A 15,975-nucleotide genomic window follows, 5' to 3' on the forward strand; every position below is an offset into this window, starting at 1 on the left:
AATATAAAAAAACATCTCCTGGGTGAAATTCACTTGGGGGATGTTTTTTATTTGAGCTTTTTTGTTAGGTAGTGGAAAGTTGCCTCCGGATTTGTGTAAAATGCTTATTTAGCTTTTACATTCATGTGTGGTAAAATAAATATAATTATATTTTGAAACTATGTTTCGTCTAATGAAACTTGTGCAGGAGGAATTGGAATGTCTGATGTAATCAAAAGTCAGGTGCAGAAGCAGTTTGCGAAAAATGCAGGTAAATATGTGACGAGTTCGGGGCATGCCAGAGGTGAGGATCTCGCGTTGCTCGTGGCTTCATCTCAAGCCACTCCGGATATGAACGTGCTGGATATCGCCACTGGAGGAGGGCATGTCGCTAATGCATTGGCTCCACTTGTTCAGCGGGTGACAGCCCTCGATCTAACGGAAGAAATGCTTCGGGTAGCTGAAGCATTTATCCAGGGCAATGGACACCGTAATGTAGATTTTGTTGCCGGAGATGCAGAGAAGCTGCCATTCGATGATGATGTCTTTGACCTGGTAACCTGCCGAATCGCTGCTCACCATTTTCCGGACGTTTCTTTGTTTGTTCATGAGGCATTACGCGTCATGAAGCCCGGTGGAAGGTTGTTATTCATTGACAACGTGGCGCCTGAACGGGATGAGAATGACCAGTTTTACAATGAAGTAGAGAAGTGCCGAGATGCAAGCCATGTTCGAGCATGGCGCAAGACGGAATGGATTCATATGCTGGAGTATGCGGGCTTCCGAATGGAAACGATGGTTTCCTTCCAGAAACGCTTTAAGTTTGAAGAGTGGTGTAATCGTGCGGCACTGCCGGAACGGGAGAGGAGGGAACTTGAAGCAAGTATGTTGAGTGCACCGTCCATCATCAGAAAATTTTTCGATTTTGAAGTGACAGCGAACGGGAAGCTCGATAGCTTCCAAGGAGAAAGTGTATATATTCAAGCGACTAAGCCGACTCATGTCTGATTAGGTACAGACCATTTAGCTGGCTGAGCAGTTTATGCAACAGTAACAGGATGAATGTCGATAAAATAAAGCAAGCAGAGTACCTTGAACAGGTAGTTCTACTTGTTTTATTTTGCATATTTATAATCAAAACGACGGTTCAGGGTTTTAGTATAACTTTGGTACATTCGTCTTCATGATCGTTGAAAATGCGATACGCATCGCTTGCATTCTCTAGTGAAATCCGATGGGAGATGATCTCGGTTGGATCAAATTCACCAGCAGTGATTTTGCGGAACAATTCAGGCATGTAATGTATAACAGGAGCTTGTCCCATTTTAAGATTGATATTGCGTTCAAACAGATTGCCTAACGGAAACATGTTGTAGGAAGAGCCATATACACCCGTAAGTTGGAGTGTACCGAATTTGCGGATTGCTTTCATGCCGATTTCAATCGCACTCAGTGAACCGCCATGAAGTTTCAGCTTCTGTCCGATCTCCTCCAGCGTGGTTTTTTTACCATCCATACCTACACAGTCGATAACAACGTCGGTTCCGCCTTGTGTAATCTCGCGAATGTGCTCACCCATATCATCGTAATCTTCGAAATTAAAGATCTCTGCATCGTTCAAACGTTTGGCTTTCTCCAGTCGATAGGGCAGACGATCCACAGCAATAACGCGTTTGGCACCTTTCATCCAGGCGAACTTCTGCGTCATCAACCCAATGGGTCCGCTACCGAGTACGGTGACCGTATCTCCCGGTTTAACCCCGGCATTCTCGACGCTCCAGTAAGCGGTTGGAAGAACATCGGACAGGAACAATAAGGCTTCATCTTCCAGTTCACAGGATTCCGGAATCACAAACGGAGTGAAGTTCCCGTAGGGAACACGCAATAATTCCGCCTGACCTCCAGGGTGGTTTCCGTAACGCTCAGTGAACCCAAAATAACCACCTGTATGAATATCGGGATTGCCATTGGAATTATCGCATTGGCTCTCCATGTCATGATTGCAATAGAAGCATTCACCACAAGCGATGTTAAAAGGCAGGACCACACGGTCCCCCTTCTTCACACGTGTCACTTCAGGACCTACTTCTTCCACAATGCCCATCGGTTCATGACCGATAACGTAATCTTTGGCAGCAGGCAAGGCTCCCTGATAAATATGCAGATCCGATCCACATATAGCTGTAGAAGTAATACGAACGATAATGTCATCCTTCTGTTGCAGTTTGGGATCTTCAACCTCTTTGACTTGAATGTCCTTGATTCCCTGAAACGTAACGGCTCTCATCTTTCATATTCCTCCTTATATAGTGGGATTCTCTGACAATTACCCCATTTCAGCATAAATGATAGATATACATACTAAATTAAACGACAGGCCATTTTACTTTACGCAAGGCATTGAGCAACTCAGGCGGCGCATTCAGATTGTCACGGACCAGATCCCGCGGGGTTAACGCCATCCACTGATTCAGTGATACATCCTCAAATCGATCACTTCGGAATATCTCCAAAAACCATAAAGTGTCTGTGCCGGTATTTTGTATATAGTGTCCCATGGCGACAGGAACATATCCGACATCCCCAGCCCGATAGTCAAATGTACGAGCAATGCCATTGCCTCCAAACACTGTCATTCTTCCTTGTCCTGTCAGATAATATTGCCATTCATCCGCATTGGGATGCCAGTGCAGCTCACGCATGGCGCCAGGTCGGATCTCAACGAGTGCTGCTGCAACGGTAGTTGAGATGGGGAAGTTAGTGGAGTCTACGATCCGCACGCTTCCGCCGGGTGTGATGAGCGGTTCTTGAGCCAGCAACCGGTGTTTGAATGTGAGAGGAACGGTACCATATGGCGACTGAACTTCCTGGCTCTCGATGGAACCCGGGACGGTATCTTGGAAAATGTAGACCTGTTCCTTCGGCATCGACTGAAAAGCGGATTCGGGCACGCCGAAATTGACAGACAATACCTCTGGTGGGGTATGGGCAAACCAATCCGATATGGATAATGTATTCAGATCGGAGAAGGACCCGTCATCAAACACAAGCAGAAATTCACAACCATCCTCCAGTCCCTGAATGGAATGGGGTAGACCTTTTGGGAAAAACCAGAGATCGCCAGGTCCGACATCCGCAATAAAATTACGTCCGTTCTGATCTACCGAAGTGATTCTTGCCGTTCCCCAGATCATATAAGCCCACTCAGATTGTTGGTGCCAGTGCAATTCTCGTACACCTCCCGGTGTCAGGCTCATGTTCACACCAGCCAGTGTAGTGGCAATAGGGAGATCCCGTACGGTGATTTCACGTGACCAACCCCCATGGTTCAATTGCATATGCGTATCGGAAAAAGACATTTTTAGATTGGGCAATAACCCGTTATCGGTTACCGGAGGTACCAGCATATCGGGGTTCTGTATATCTCTCATGACGTCTCTGGGTCCCAGATCAGGTCCTCCAGCGCCATCACTGCGAATGGGTTGCGGGATAATAAATGGTTTTTCGTTAGGTTGCTGTCCTTTGGTCATTGAGTGATCCCTCCAGATTCAGTGGCATGTCACACGCGACATGGTATCGTTATGTCTACACCTATGAATCAGGGCCTGGATAATATGAGGGACAAACGACAAAAAAGACATGACCGCATGCGGTCACGTCTTTACACGTAGTGAGAAGGTTGAATAATCCATGAATCCGGTTATCGAATCAGATGAAGGCAGAATTCCAGATCGGATTGAAGATGCTCTTTCATCAGTCGTTCGGCAGTCTGCCCGACATGTGCCTTGATCGCTTCACAAATCTGATGATGCTCTTCTATGAGGAAGGGGCACTGATGATATAGTGCTCAACCTCTCATGATTAAGATGGGCTGGTTGTGGTCTTCCCAGACTGCGTTGTACGAAAATGCTGCTCGTAGATCTCGTTTACCCGATGGAGAACGGCAGGACCTTGCTCTGTGAAACGAAGTGCTGTCGCTTTATTTTTCACCAGAAATGTACCGGATTCATGTCTGGTGGGTGATAAAGCCGCGCTGTAGAGCAATGAAGCACCATGACTTGGATGAGGAAAGAACCATTTCATAATAGGTTTGATATAGAAGGGCAGGCCGGATGTTTTGTTGCCCCTTAGCGTATTATTTCCACCGGGATCTACGCTTAGCAGTTGTATGCCATTCGCTTTGGCAGACTTGGCAACCTCACGTGTCCATAGAGATAGACCGAGCTTCGAAGTGGCATAGGGACCAAACAGCTTTTTGAATTCAGTTGGACGTTCCAGGATGTTTAGATCAAATTGTTTGACCATACTGAACGCGGTGGTGGAAGTATTGACGACTGTTTTCATCTGTCCTTTGAGCAATAGCTCCACTAATTCCATGTAGATGATGTAAGGGACTACAGTTTGAAGTTCAAAGTGCAGTTCATGCCCCTGATCAGAGAAACGAAGCTCCGAAGCGCTGCCACCCGCATTGTTAAACAAGACATCAATTGAATCGGTATCGGATTTAATCTGATCCAGTGCAGTCCTCAGACTGTCGTAGTTGGTCAGATTAGCCTGAACCCAACGGAGCTGGTCTGAACGTAAGGCGTTCTGAATATCGGTATCCTCGGATGGGAAAGCAGAACGGTTGAGACCGATTACCTGCCATTCTTCAGCCAGTAACTTGCGTGTCAGTTCAAGACCAATTCCTGATGTTGAACCTGTGATGAGAGCGGTGCGAAGCTGATTTTGTATATTCATATATACCTCCAGATAGAATGGGATTACAGAACGAATCTGTATGCTGCGCTCATTCTATAACTTGGAGTCGACTCCAAGTCAAGGGGTGTTAGGGTGGAAGGGATCATGCTTGACTTGGAGTCAGCTCCAAGTTGTAATATGGAGAGAAATGAATGTGGAGGAGGCCCATATGATGAGAGAGAAAGAAGTATTCTCCATTAAAGAAACGTCAGAACAGGCCGGATTATCGGAAGATACAATTCGTTATTATGAGAAGATTGGGCTGCTTCCTCGAGCGGAACGCAAAGCCAATCGCCATCGGGTATATCGCTCTGAGGATATCCATACGATGAAGTTGATCACTTGCCTGAAAAAAACAGGGATGTCTCTGGAGGAAATGAAGCCTTATTTACAAATGTCCATGGATTCCGATCTCGCCGATTTCCCGGATGAACGGGAGATGCTGGTGAATCACCGGAAGAAAGTTGAAGCACAGATTGCTTCGCTACAACAAGTCGTTGATTTTATCGATGAGAAGTTGGAAAAACGAAGTATGTACCCTGATGAATGTCCTATTACCGGGGAGAACCAGATGTCTGTTTTTGAAAAACAGAACATATTCTCTTGATGGCGCAGCTGCCTATTTGAATCCGAAAACCCACGTCATGATGACGCGGGTCTTTTTGCTGTTTCTAGCATTTAATATCGAGTGTATGGCCAGGTTATTAGATATCACTTTTTACGGAGAGGGTTGTCTGAAAAGAAGCTTAATGAAGCAGGGATATGATATATTAAAGAGCAATGTTACATTTTTTTGATAGCAACCACATCTGCAGATTGAGAAGAATTCCAGATAAGAGAGGAACGACAGCATGGATTACTGGGGAATACTTGGTATAGAGCCTACTGAAGATTTAAATGCGATTAGACGGGCTTATTCATTACGGTTAAAACAAAATCATCCAGAAGAGAATCCTGAAGGTTTCCAGGAACTTAGAGCAGCTTACGAGCAAGCTAGAGAGATTGCGTCAACAGGTTCAATTCAACCGATACATGTTGAGTCTGATGATGATCCTACTCACCACTTCACGGAAGATACGCAGGATTTAGCTCAAGGTATACATATCGAAGACTTACATATAACTCCTCCACAGCGGGAAGACCCGCTGCGTGAAGCTGTAAATCATTTTCTGGAGAGAACGATTAGACTTTATGAAGATTTTGACTCACGCATTCGTTACGATCTATGGGTGAACCTTGTAGAGGATGAGCAATTCTGGAGCATTCAGGTTCGGGAAAGACTACACAGCGAATTGTTAGATGTTTTGGCAGAACGAAGCTGGCTGCCTGGTATGGTTTGGAAATTATTAGATGATACGTTTGGCTGGATGGACAATGAACTGGAGTTAAGCGAGCGATTTTCTTCCTCGTTTCTAAATCACATTCGTTACCAAAGTCAAAGTTTATATGATTTGCAGCTTGAATATTTACACCAAGCGGCAGCAGCTGGTTTGGAGATCGACGATTATTTATATTTTCGTGAATTCGCAAGACGTGCACTCATTCATCAAGACTTGGACACAGCGCACGAGATGTTGGGCAAAGCTTACGCCATGTATGAACAAGACCCTGTGTTACTGCGCTTGATTGCGTTATATTCGATGAACGTTGAGGATTGGGAGACTGCGCTCCACATGTACTCCAGGCTTGCAGTTATACTATCGAATGAGCCTCAAATTCTCCGTCACTTGGCAGACATGTTACTGAAGTGTGGACATGTGGAAGAAGCGTTATCCATCAACATGCAGTTGTCGGAGGCAACTGAAGCGATGATCTATAGTCCTGCTTTATCATCTGCAGCGCAGTGTCTAATCCAGTTGGGTAGAAATAATGAAGCCATAGCCGTATATGAGGCAGCGTTAGAACGATTCCCAGCGGACTTGGAACTACGAACTCGTCTATGGCATGTACGGCATGAATATGAGCAAGAACGCATGACGATTTTGGAAGAGGAGCTTCAAAATGACAACCCTCCTGGAACGGAACAGATCGAGGAACTGATTGGGCTTTACCGTATAAGGAAACAATCAGACAAGGTAATATCCATGGTTGAAGGATTTGGATCAGAAGTACTGTTAAGCAGTAATGCTTGGTTTTTGGCTGCTCAAATGGCATACGATGTTGATCTAAAACTTGCTTTACACTACATTAATCAGTCTGTCAAAAGGGCTAAAGAAGAGGTCTTTGTTCACCAAGAGGCTTTGTACATACGCATAAAGGTCAATTATAATCTAGATCATTATGAGGCAGTAATCTCAGACGGTCTTATTCTGAAAGAACACATGGCAGAAGAGCCGGGAGTTTATTTTTATCTCGGGGAATCCTATCGTATGCTTGAAGAATATGAACAGGCGATCTTGAACTATTTGCAGGCAAAAACATTAAATGGGGGCGCAGGCTACGAATTTGGATTAGCTTTCAGTTACTATAATTTAGAAAAGTATGATAAGGCTATAACGTGCTTTGAGACTTATATGAATGAAGGTAATGAAAGTGCTGATCTCTATCACTACCTTGGCATCTCGTATATGAATGTAGAGCGATTCGAGGATGCTGTTCAGTGTTTCCAAGCTTGTTTACGTATCGAGAGTTATCCGAGCACACTTTATCATCTATTTACAGCCTACAGAGGACAAGCCAAGATTGATCTTGCATTGTCTACCATTGAACAATATTTGGAGACTGGGGACACTGCGTATCAAAATGAAGCTCTTGGTGCAGCAGCGGATCTCCATTTTGATAGAAAGAACTGGACCACTGCTCATGATTTCTTCTTAGCTCTTCACAAAAAGATACCGGAGGTTTCTTTATTAACAAAAATGATTGCTGTTTGCCTCCTTGCGGATCGTAAGTTTGAGGAGGCAGCAAAATGGATTCTGAAGATTCAGGATCACGAGCCTAATAATCCGTGGGCGCTTTTACAGATGATTCGCATCTTTGCCGAACTCAAGCAGTGGGATGAGTTGGACAGCGCTATGGTGCATTATTATAAAACAGTAGAACCTGCCAAGATTGATGGTTACAGCTATTATTATGGGGGCTTACATCTATATCAGGCACGTAAATACGATGTCGCTCGCAAAATGTTGACCCGAGCTTACGAGTTTGGTTTGCGGGGGGATACATGCAGTTTACTGAGTTTATCCTATATGCATCTTGGTCAAGGAGAGTTGGCACTTGTGTATGCCAGAGAGGCTGTGGCAGACCGGCCTGATCATCCGGATTACCTTGCACGTCTGCAGGATATGGAAGAGCGTCTGAGTCAACGGGGAGCCTGGTTTAATAAGCTGAAGTTCAATATATTCCAGATGGGATTGAAACAAACGGTACCACTTCAATTCCCTGATCTTTTGAATGATGAAGAGCTCAGACCGTATTATAACGTGGAGGTATTCAACGATGTATTCTTTGCTTGATGCAAGACAACAGTGGACACTGGCAGCGGGAGCTATTTTACTTGAGGCAAATGCTTTGGAATTCGCCACAGGGTATGATATTGAACGATTGGATGGGAAAAGGGAAGGCATCATTGAAATGTTTGGTCGAGCATGGAGTATTCGGGACGAGCAGTCATTTCATCAGCAAATGGAAAGTTTTCGAGAAGGAAGCGGGCACCATGATAAATTTGATCAACGCAGGGCGTTATTGTCTGTAATGACTCATCAGGAGCAGGAAAACTACATCCTTGGTTTGGAGGATGAGACGATCAGAACCCAATTGAAGGCCATCCAACTCTATGACAGCCGCCTGAATGCGGCAAGCATCAGCGCCTGGGACTGGGGAAGAGCCATATCAATTACACGCATGGCGATGCAGGTCGGTTATGTAGATGAGAAGACAGCATGGACTTTTATGTATGAAATGGCGCAGCGGATTCAAAAAGCGTATTCAAGTTGGACGGAATTCGGACTTGCCTATCTCATAGGACGTCAGTATGGGTATGAAGAATTGGAGACAGAGTCAGCCCTGGAGCACTTTTCGCTTGTAGAGCATTTGTTCGAACGGGCAGACAGTCCATGGAATGTACTTCCGTGGGAAGAAGCAACTGTTGGTCTGCCTGTTGAACCAGAAAGAGAGGGATAAGACCTTGACCCTACAACAATTAAAATATGTAATTGAAGTTGCCACACGCGGTTCCATGAATGAAGCAGCCAAACGCCTGTTTATCTCGCAACCCAGCCTGTCCAATGCCATCCGGGATCTGGAGCAGGAGTTGCGAATTACCATTTTTGAACGTACCAATAAGGGAATATCTTTGTCTAAAGAAGGCGTTGAGTTTCTAAGCTACGCACGTCAGGTGGTAGAACAAGCTGAGTTGCTGGAGAATCGTTATCTGAACGCCAAGCCATCTCCGCAGCATTTCTCTGTATCGACACAGCATTATGCGTTTGCGGTGAATGCCTTTGTTCGTCTGGTCCAGCAGTATGGGCAGGATGAATATGAGTTGGCACTTCGGGAGACGAAGACCTACGAAATTATTCAGGATGTGAAAAGCCTGCGTAGTGAAATTGGCATCCTGTATTTGAATGAATTCAATGCCAAGGTGATTAACAAATTGTTAAAAGATGCAGGTCTGGTTTTCACCAGCTTGTTCACAGCCAAGCCCCATATCTTTATCAGTGTGAAGAACCCGCTGGCGAAGCAGGAGTCGGTCGCGATTGAGCAATTGCAAGATTATCCGTACCTGTCATTTGACCAGGGAGAGTACAATTCGTTTCATTTTTCCGAAGAGATCCTGAGTACGTTATCTCACCCCAAAAGCATACAGGTCAATGACCGCGCAACATTGTTTAACCTGTTGATTGGTCTGAATGGTTATACGATCTCTACGGGCGTACTTAGCGCTGATCTGAACGGAAACGAGATTATTCCTGTACCGTTGGAATGCGAGGAGACCATTAATGTGGGCTGGATAAGCCACAAGAGCACTTCTCTCTCCAATCTGGGCGTGGAATATGTCCAGGCTCTGCATGAGGCCATAGGGTCTTAGAAGTGTTAGATGGTTCATCAAAAGGCCGTTTCCGTATGAGTCGGAACGGTTTTTTTGTTGTACTATGACCTTTCAAGTATATAGGGTGGAATGTTGTCATCCCGTGTAATAGAATGAAGGTATATGTCGAAAAGGCTTAAGAGATTGAAGGGAGAACGGTTAGTGAGAGTTCTGTATCGGAATAAAAGTGAACAGCATGAGCTGACGGTATATGATACCAAAAAGCTTTATGGAGAGAAGGGCCAGTTTCGTGTATTAGAATTCTCCAACGCAGCTGTGCAGGGAGCCATGGATCTGGATGAGCCTAACCGGATGGTGTTGGAGTATCCGAGAGCGATGGTGCATCTAATGGAACGGAATGATCCTAAGTTTGATACCGTATTTGTGGTGGGACATGGTATTGGCACATTGCCAACCTACTTGTCTGATCGTCAGGTAAAAGTAGCTGAGCTTGACGCAGAGGTCGTGGAGTTGAGTCAAACTTTTTTTGGATATGAGGGAAGTCCTGTGCTCATCGGGGATGGTCGTGAATTATTAGGCCAAGAACCCGCTGCGACATATGATTATATTATTATTGATGCCTTTACGGCAACGGGTACACCCGAGCAGTTTATATCCAGTGATTTTTTTGCCATGGTCAAGGACAAGCTGGACTCGGACGGAGCTGTGATCCTTAATGTGTTTGGGCGTGCGGGCAACGATCGGCTTGTCAATGCGATCTATACGACACTTCAGGCACAGTTTGCCTATACACGTGCATTTGCATTACCTACAGAAACAGCGGATGAAGTCCAGAATCGAATTTTAATGGGCAGTCATCACCCAATCGAATTTCAGGTTTGTCACATGGCAGGGTTTGTTGAACAAGAACCAGAAGAAGGATATATCATTGTCGATTAGGGCGATCCTGAGCAGTGATTCTTCCAGGGAAAGTAAAATGTCATTAAATCGTCAATCTTACGATGTAATTGTTAAGATTTCTCAAACTCTTTATTTGATCTTAACAACTTTTGTATAAGATAGAAGGAATATGCCTTTTCATGAAAATCCGGGGGAAGTAAACGATGATTGCACAGATCAAGAGATCTAGGTTACGAAAAAAAATAAAAAACATCAAGAAGATCAGCCTCACGGCTTTACTCGGCGGGTTGGTCACTATATCAGTTATAATGACATTGACCCTCATGGTCATCTCATCTTATACATCTCAGAAACAGTCACTCATTGATAACACCCTTTCGCTAAACTATGCAAGCGCTGTGCAAATGAGCCAAACGCTGGATTCGCTTTTTTATTCCATGCAGGAGAGCTTGAAATATGCAGCTCAATATTTCCCGGATATGGATCACGCCAATACAAAAGAGTTGAATTCCACATTGGATTTGGTTCGCAATAGTAGTAATTTTTTTAATTCCGTTTCTTTGGTAAATAAAGCGGGGGTAGTCAGGTCTACCTCACCTTACTCACAGGCTAGTGTAGGTCACCATGTTAGTTCCAATGCAGCAAAAGAAGCGGTTAAATTGAGGGCTTCGTATATCTCCGAAGCGTACCAGACACCCAGAACCAAACGCAGAATTGTATTTGTCAGTGAACCGATCTTTGATTCGGCAGGGGAGTATCAAGGAACAATCGGTGGAAATATCTTTTTGCAGGAAAATAATATATTGAGTCTGTCTTTTGGTAGTCAGCTCAAGACAAGTAATGGTTCCTACTTTTTTATTGTGGATAAGAAGGGCACTTTGTTATTTCATCCAAACACCAACCGAATTGGTGAAAATGTCAGTAAAAATGAAGTGGTGCAAAAGCTGTTGGCAAACGAGAACGGTAAAGAACAATACAAAAACCTGGCAGGTGTGGATTCGCTTGCAGGTTATTACAAAGTTCCATCAACAGACTGGGGCGTCGTAATCGTGTCTCCAACCCAAACGGTGTACGATCAGTTGAATCATCATATCCGTATGTTGTTACTGTACACTTCAGTGCCTTTCCTGATCCTGACCCTTATTGTGGTTCGGGTTGCACGCAAGCTGGCCAGTCCTTTTGCTATGCTCGCTGATTTGGTGAATCAGGTCGATAAGGGACAAGTGGATCTACCTGTGATGAAGCCTCATTGGAATAGAGAGGCAGACCTTCTAACGAGAGCAGTTGTTGGCGCATTGGCGAACTTTAGGAAACAGACAAACCAGCTTGTCTATGATGCCAGAACCGATGTTTTAACAGGCATGAACAATCGCAGAACCTTCGAAGAAGTCATCCAGGAATGGATTCAGGATGAGGTGCCATTCTCCATTATTGTTCTGGATATCGACCGCTTCAAGTCCATTAATGATACATTCGGGCATCATGCTGGGGATGAAGTATTGAAACACATTGCCAATATCATTCAATTGTCTGTTCGACCAGAAGATGTCTGCGCCCGGTTTGGTGGAGAGGAATTTGTAGTCTTGTTAAGAAATTCCGAGTCTAACGTGGCTTTTGAGATTGCTGAACGTATCCGAATAACGGTCGAAGAAAGCATATTGCCTATAGATCGTTCCGTCACCATCTCGGCTGGAATTGCTGAATATCCGAAGCACTCCACAACTTCCACAGAACTATTTCACTTGGCGGATAATGCATTGTATCAAGCGAAGGAAGACGGACGTAACCGTACGGTTACGATCCAGACGGTTATTAAATAAGCAAGCAAAGAAGCTGTTCCCTAAAAACTAGGGACAGCTTCTTTTGTGTTTTATACCTCTTGTGAGGATCTGGCCAGAACCTCATTTGTATACGTTTCTCCCCAATCTCGCATGCTGAAGATAATCGGCCGTAACGTTTCACCAAATGGTGTGAGGGAATACTCCACTTTAGGTGGAATCTGGGGGTATATTTCACGATGAACAATTCCGCTGCTTTCCAACTCTCGAAGTTGCAGGGTGAGCATACGCTGGGTGATTTCAGGAAACAATTTTCGGATCTCGTTAAATCTCAAAGGCCCGGAGAATAAATGATACAAAATGGCACCTTTCCATTTGCCTCCGATCACACTGAGGGTAACTTCCACGGAACAGCCGTATGGCGCGGGACATAGCTTGGTAGCGTCCTTTTTCATTATAAGTACACCTCCACTTTAGGGTGATTTTCTATGGTATCTATTTGGGTGGTTATATTTCATAAAGTACGTATAGTTCATGAAAGAGCATATCACTTATGATGCAGATTATAAACCCTAATTGTAGTCGAAGGCAGATGTGTTGATGTCTATAAGATAAAAAAGAGCCCCGGTTTCAGGCTCTTCTCTGGATGTATAAAATATGAGGATGAGCGTATATACGCTACTTCAGTGACGATAGAATGGAGTCACATAGAGCCATCGTTGCAATATTATCCTTGGCGCTGGAATGTGGGACAGTCTGATTCTGGCAACACGCGATAAAGTGCACCATTTCACCAACAAACCCGCGTAGATAAAGGTCGCGAGAAGCTCCTGACATAGGAGATCCGGAAGGTGTATATACAGTATCTTGCTCCTCGAGAGATTTCCAGGGAAGGCTGGTCGATCTTCGGGATTGATGGACAGTAAGTGTGTTGATATCTTCAGCTGACGCAAATCCGTTGTCAAAGGTGACGAGTACACTTTCACTCTCCCGTGACCAAGCGCTCATGCCGGTAAAATAAGCGCTGCCTACTACGTTATTCTCAAAAACAAGGGAAATGCTTTGATTAATGTGTTCCCCATCCTTCACGGTTGTGCCTGTAACCTGTATTACTTCTCCGAATAAGTAACGCATCAGATCGACCATATGTATGGCAGCGAGCTTCATGAACTGTTCCTCATCCTTGCAAAATGGGGTGCTGTCTACAGCGAATTTCATCTGGAATGAACGTACCTTACCTAGCGAACCACTATCAATGAGCTCCTTCAGCTTCATGTATACGGGAGCATAACGTTTCATAAAACCGACCATGACAACGACGCCGCCTTGCTCGGCAGCCTCTGCTACAGCTGCGGCTTCCGCTGCATTCCATCCGAGTGGCTTATCCACGTATACATTCTTACCAGCTCGAATGCATTCAAGGACAAGAGCGGTCTGATCAACAGGCTGGGCGACCACCACGACTCCGTCACAAGTTTCCTGTTGTAACATAAGCCCAGCGTTATCATACGCTTTTCCGTTGCTGCCAAATCGCAGCAGAGCTGCTTCAGAGCGTTCCATACTGCGTGTGGCAATGGCCTGGATCTGCGCTCCGGCTTCAACAACAGAAGGGTAAATATTCGTGGATGCATGTAACCCGGCACCGATAAAGCACAGATGGGTTGTTTTCAAGGTGGATCTCTCCTTCATTTTTGCATTTGTATGGATGGTATATTTGTTTAATGCTACGATAGGGTGTTTGAAGTTGAGAAAAAAGGACATATGTCCTATTCTTGAATGAATAAAAAAGAAGTTGCATTTTTATTTTGGAGCATGTATACTCTGAATTACGGTAAAACAAGGAATTGCTTCACCGGAATGCTTTTCATCGATGGATGAGGAGATACATATTATGCGGTCGTGGCGGAATTGGCAGACGCGCACGGTTCAGGTCCGTGTGGGCTAACCCCCCGTGGAGGTTCGAGTCCTCTCGACCGCATCTAACCAAAAAAGGTTCGTGAGTTGCTCTAGGGCAACTCACGAACCTTTTTTGGTTTTGTGGATCATTCGTGTGAAGCCTGCATTTTGCTATCAGCATGCTAATGCTAATGTTGCCGCTGGCGCAGAATGACTGCCGTGATGATCCCGGCAATGGCTCCTGCAATACCAAATAGCGTAACACTGGCAACCACTTCAACCGACTGGAGACGAAACAAAAAAGCGATACCACTGCCAAAAGTGGTTCCGGCCAGAAATCCGAGCGAAATTCCTAATTCTTTCGTTAATTTCATTGCTTCACCTACTTGGAAATGTGAGATATGGATTTGCAAATATTGGGTATAGGCAGTAAAGTGTGATCAGGAAAATCATCACATTTTATTTCCTTTTTTATCTTGTGGTTTTAACCCGTTAATTATGCATGATATCTCATATGGGAGGGTAAGAGCGAATGAATATGAACGAACGAATTGCAGCATGGAATGAGGAAGCACAGCAGTGTGCTTGCGGTCATCAACACCGGGTGGTGGATATGCTGATTCATCTGGAAGCTGGGGCCATTCAGAGGTTACCGGGTTATTTGTCTGAGCAAGGATATCGTCAGGTGACGGTTGTTTATGATCGACATACGTTTCAGGCGGCCGGATCTGATGTGCTGAGCAGTGTTCGCGAAGCGGGAATACATGTGGATGAGATCGCTCTGCCGGAAAATCGTGCGGGTGATATCATTGCGGATGAAGCAGCTATTGTACAGGTCATGTTGGGTGTGAAACTGGAAAGTCAGGCTGTAATTGCGGTGGGTTCAGGTACCATTCATGATCTGGTGAGATTTGTTTGTTCCAAAATGAACAAGCCCTTTCTGTCCATACCGACAGCGGCTTCAGTGGATGGGTTTACCTCTGCGGGTGCACCCTTAATTGTAAGCGGCGTCAAACAAACATTTCAGGCTGTTCCGCCAGAGGCTATCTTTGCCGATCTGGATATTCTGGAGCAAGCCCCGCAAGTGATGACAGCTGCCGGATTCGGAGATATGCTTGGTAAATATACTTCACTTGCAGACTGGATTGTTTCTCGTGAACTGGGCGGAGAACCGTTCTGTCCAGTTGCTTATCGGATGACAGAAGAAGCGCTGAATACCTGCATAGATCATGTACAAGCTATTGCGGAGGGGCGAGCAGAGGGAGTAGCTGTGTTAATGGACGCATTAATTGTTTCCGGTATCTCCATGCTGATCATTGACCATTCCCGTCCGGCATCCGGAGGTGAGCATCATCTATCTCACATCTTGGAGATGGATCTGATGCAAGCGGGAGAAAGACCGGTTCTGCATGGTGCCAAAGTTGGCGTAGCTTGTGCATTGCTTACGGTGAAATATAAAGAACTTGCACAGACATCGGGTGAACCGGTGTTTGGGATATATGACCAATTGCCGGAGGCCTCTCAGCTCATTGCATGGTTGGAACAAGTAGGTGGACCTGTGACTACTGAGCAACTCGGTGTAACCCCGGAGATGGTGGAACATGCATTCAACACAGCGCATACGCTTCGTCCTCGATATACCGGATTGAGATATATCAATGAAGTGTTGAACACGAGGTTAGGATGACCTTT

The 15,975-nt window shown here is 45.1% G+C and carries 15 protein-coding genes and 1 tRNA gene; 9 read left to right on the plus strand and 7 right to left on the minus strand.

Annotated elements, in window-relative coordinates; genetic code table 11:
- Positions 1-198: 198 nt before the first annotated feature.
- Positions 199-987, plus strand: a complete 789-nt coding sequence (locus tag F0220_RS09980) for a class I SAM-dependent methyltransferase (RefSeq protein WP_105598089.1) — start codon at positions 199-201, stop codon at positions 985-987.
- Between the two features lie 139 nt (positions 988-1,126).
- Here F0220_RS09980 and F0220_RS09985 read toward each other — a convergent pair whose 3' ends face one another.
- From F0220_RS09985 to F0220_RS10000, 4 genes are all read right to left on the minus strand, one after another.
- On the minus strand, positions 1,127-2,266 hold the full coding sequence (locus F0220_RS09985) for a zinc-dependent alcohol dehydrogenase (RefSeq protein ID WP_036609757.1): 1,140 nt from the start codon (positions 2,264-2,266) through the stop codon (positions 1,127-1,129).
- A 79-nt stretch (positions 2,267-2,345) separates the two neighbouring features.
- Positions 2,346-3,509: an oxalate decarboxylase family bicupin gene (locus tag F0220_RS09990; RefSeq protein WP_105598090.1), complete on the minus strand. Its 1,164-nt coding sequence runs from the start codon at positions 3,507-3,509 to the stop codon at positions 2,346-2,348.
- 170 nt (positions 3,510-3,679) lie between these two features.
- Positions 3,680-3,799, minus strand: coding sequence for an FCD domain-containing protein (locus F0220_RS09995; RefSeq protein ID WP_091017779.1), 120 nt, complete (start codon positions 3,797-3,799; stop codon positions 3,680-3,682).
- A gap of 41 nt (positions 3,800-3,840) precedes the next feature.
- Positions 3,841-4,719: an SDR family NAD(P)-dependent oxidoreductase gene (locus F0220_RS10000; RefSeq protein WP_149846493.1), complete on the minus strand. Its 879-nt coding sequence runs from the start codon at positions 4,717-4,719 to the stop codon at positions 3,841-3,843.
- A 169-nt stretch (positions 4,720-4,888) separates the two neighbouring features.
- On the opposite strand from F0220_RS10000, the gene F0220_RS10005 reads away from it, so the two are divergent.
- The 6 genes from F0220_RS10005 to F0220_RS10030 all read left to right on the plus strand — a co-directional run bounded on the left by F0220_RS10005 (position 4,889) and on the right by F0220_RS10030 (position 12,429).
- Complete coding sequence (locus F0220_RS10005) at positions 4,889-5,326, plus strand: MerR family transcriptional regulator (RefSeq protein WP_091017593.1); 438 nt, start codon at positions 4,889-4,891, stop codon at positions 5,324-5,326.
- A 244-nt stretch (positions 5,327-5,570) separates the two neighbouring features.
- Positions 5,571-8,174 (plus strand): tetratricopeptide repeat protein, encoded by a 2,604-nt coding sequence (locus F0220_RS10010; protein ID WP_105598092.1) that lies wholly within the window; start codon positions 5,571-5,573, stop codon positions 8,172-8,174.
- The gene (locus tag F0220_RS10015) at positions 8,158-8,841 is read left to right on the plus strand and encodes a DUF1266 domain-containing protein (RefSeq protein WP_181155338.1); all 684 of its coding nucleotides are present in this window, start codon (positions 8,158-8,160) and stop codon (positions 8,839-8,841) included. Before F0220_RS10010 ends, F0220_RS10015 begins: the two co-directional genes overlap by 17 nt.
- 4 nt (positions 8,842-8,845) lie before the next feature.
- The gene (locus tag F0220_RS10020; RefSeq protein WP_091017588.1) at positions 8,846-9,748 is read left to right on the plus strand and encodes a LysR family transcriptional regulator; all 903 of its coding nucleotides are present in this window, start codon (positions 8,846-8,848) and stop codon (positions 9,746-9,748) included.
- A gap of 123 nt (positions 9,749-9,871) precedes the next feature.
- Positions 9,872-10,648: a spermidine synthase gene (locus tag F0220_RS10025; protein ID WP_223199907.1), complete on the plus strand. Its 777-nt coding sequence runs from the start codon at positions 9,872-9,874 to the stop codon at positions 10,646-10,648.
- A gap of 269 nt (positions 10,649-10,917) precedes the next feature.
- Positions 10,918-12,429 carry a sensor domain-containing diguanylate cyclase gene (locus F0220_RS10030; RefSeq protein WP_308737341.1) on the plus strand — a complete coding sequence of 504 codons (1,512 nt, stop codon included), beginning with the start codon at positions 10,918-10,920 and terminating at the stop codon, positions 12,427-12,429.
- Positions 12,430-12,479: 50 nt separating this feature from the next.
- Here F0220_RS10030 and F0220_RS10035 read toward each other — a convergent pair whose 3' ends face one another.
- Positions 12,480-12,842: a winged helix-turn-helix transcriptional regulator gene (locus F0220_RS10035; RefSeq protein WP_091017583.1), complete on the minus strand. Its 363-nt coding sequence runs from the start codon at positions 12,840-12,842 to the stop codon at positions 12,480-12,482.
- A 223-nt stretch (positions 12,843-13,065) separates the two neighbouring features.
- Positions 13,066-14,058 carry a Gfo/Idh/MocA family protein gene (locus tag F0220_RS10040; RefSeq protein WP_105598095.1) on the minus strand — a complete coding sequence of 331 codons (993 nt, stop codon included), beginning with the start codon at positions 14,056-14,058 and terminating at the stop codon, positions 13,066-13,068.
- 222 nt (positions 14,059-14,280) lie between these two features.
- Between F0220_RS10040 and F0220_RS10045 the strand changes: the two genes are divergently transcribed.
- A tRNA-Leu gene (locus tag F0220_RS10045) sits at positions 14,281-14,365 on the plus strand.
- Positions 14,366-14,471: 106 nt separating this feature from the next.
- On the opposite strand, the gene F0220_RS10050 is transcribed toward F0220_RS10045, so the two are convergent.
- Positions 14,472-14,657, minus strand: coding sequence for a hypothetical protein (locus F0220_RS10050; protein ID WP_036609735.1), 186 nt, complete (start codon positions 14,655-14,657; stop codon positions 14,472-14,474).
- Between the two features lie 158 nt (positions 14,658-14,815).
- On the opposite strand from F0220_RS10050, the gene F0220_RS10055 reads away from it, so the two are divergent.
- Positions 14,816-15,970 (plus strand): sn-glycerol-1-phosphate dehydrogenase, encoded by a 1,155-nt coding sequence (locus F0220_RS10055; protein ID WP_105598096.1) that lies wholly within the window; start codon positions 14,816-14,818, stop codon positions 15,968-15,970.
- Positions 15,971-15,975 lie beyond the last annotated feature (5 nt).

Source organism: Paenibacillus sp. 37 (assembly GCF_008386395.1).
Taxonomy (GTDB): Bacteria; Bacillota; Bacilli; order Paenibacillales; family Paenibacillaceae; genus Paenibacillus; species Paenibacillus amylolyticus_B.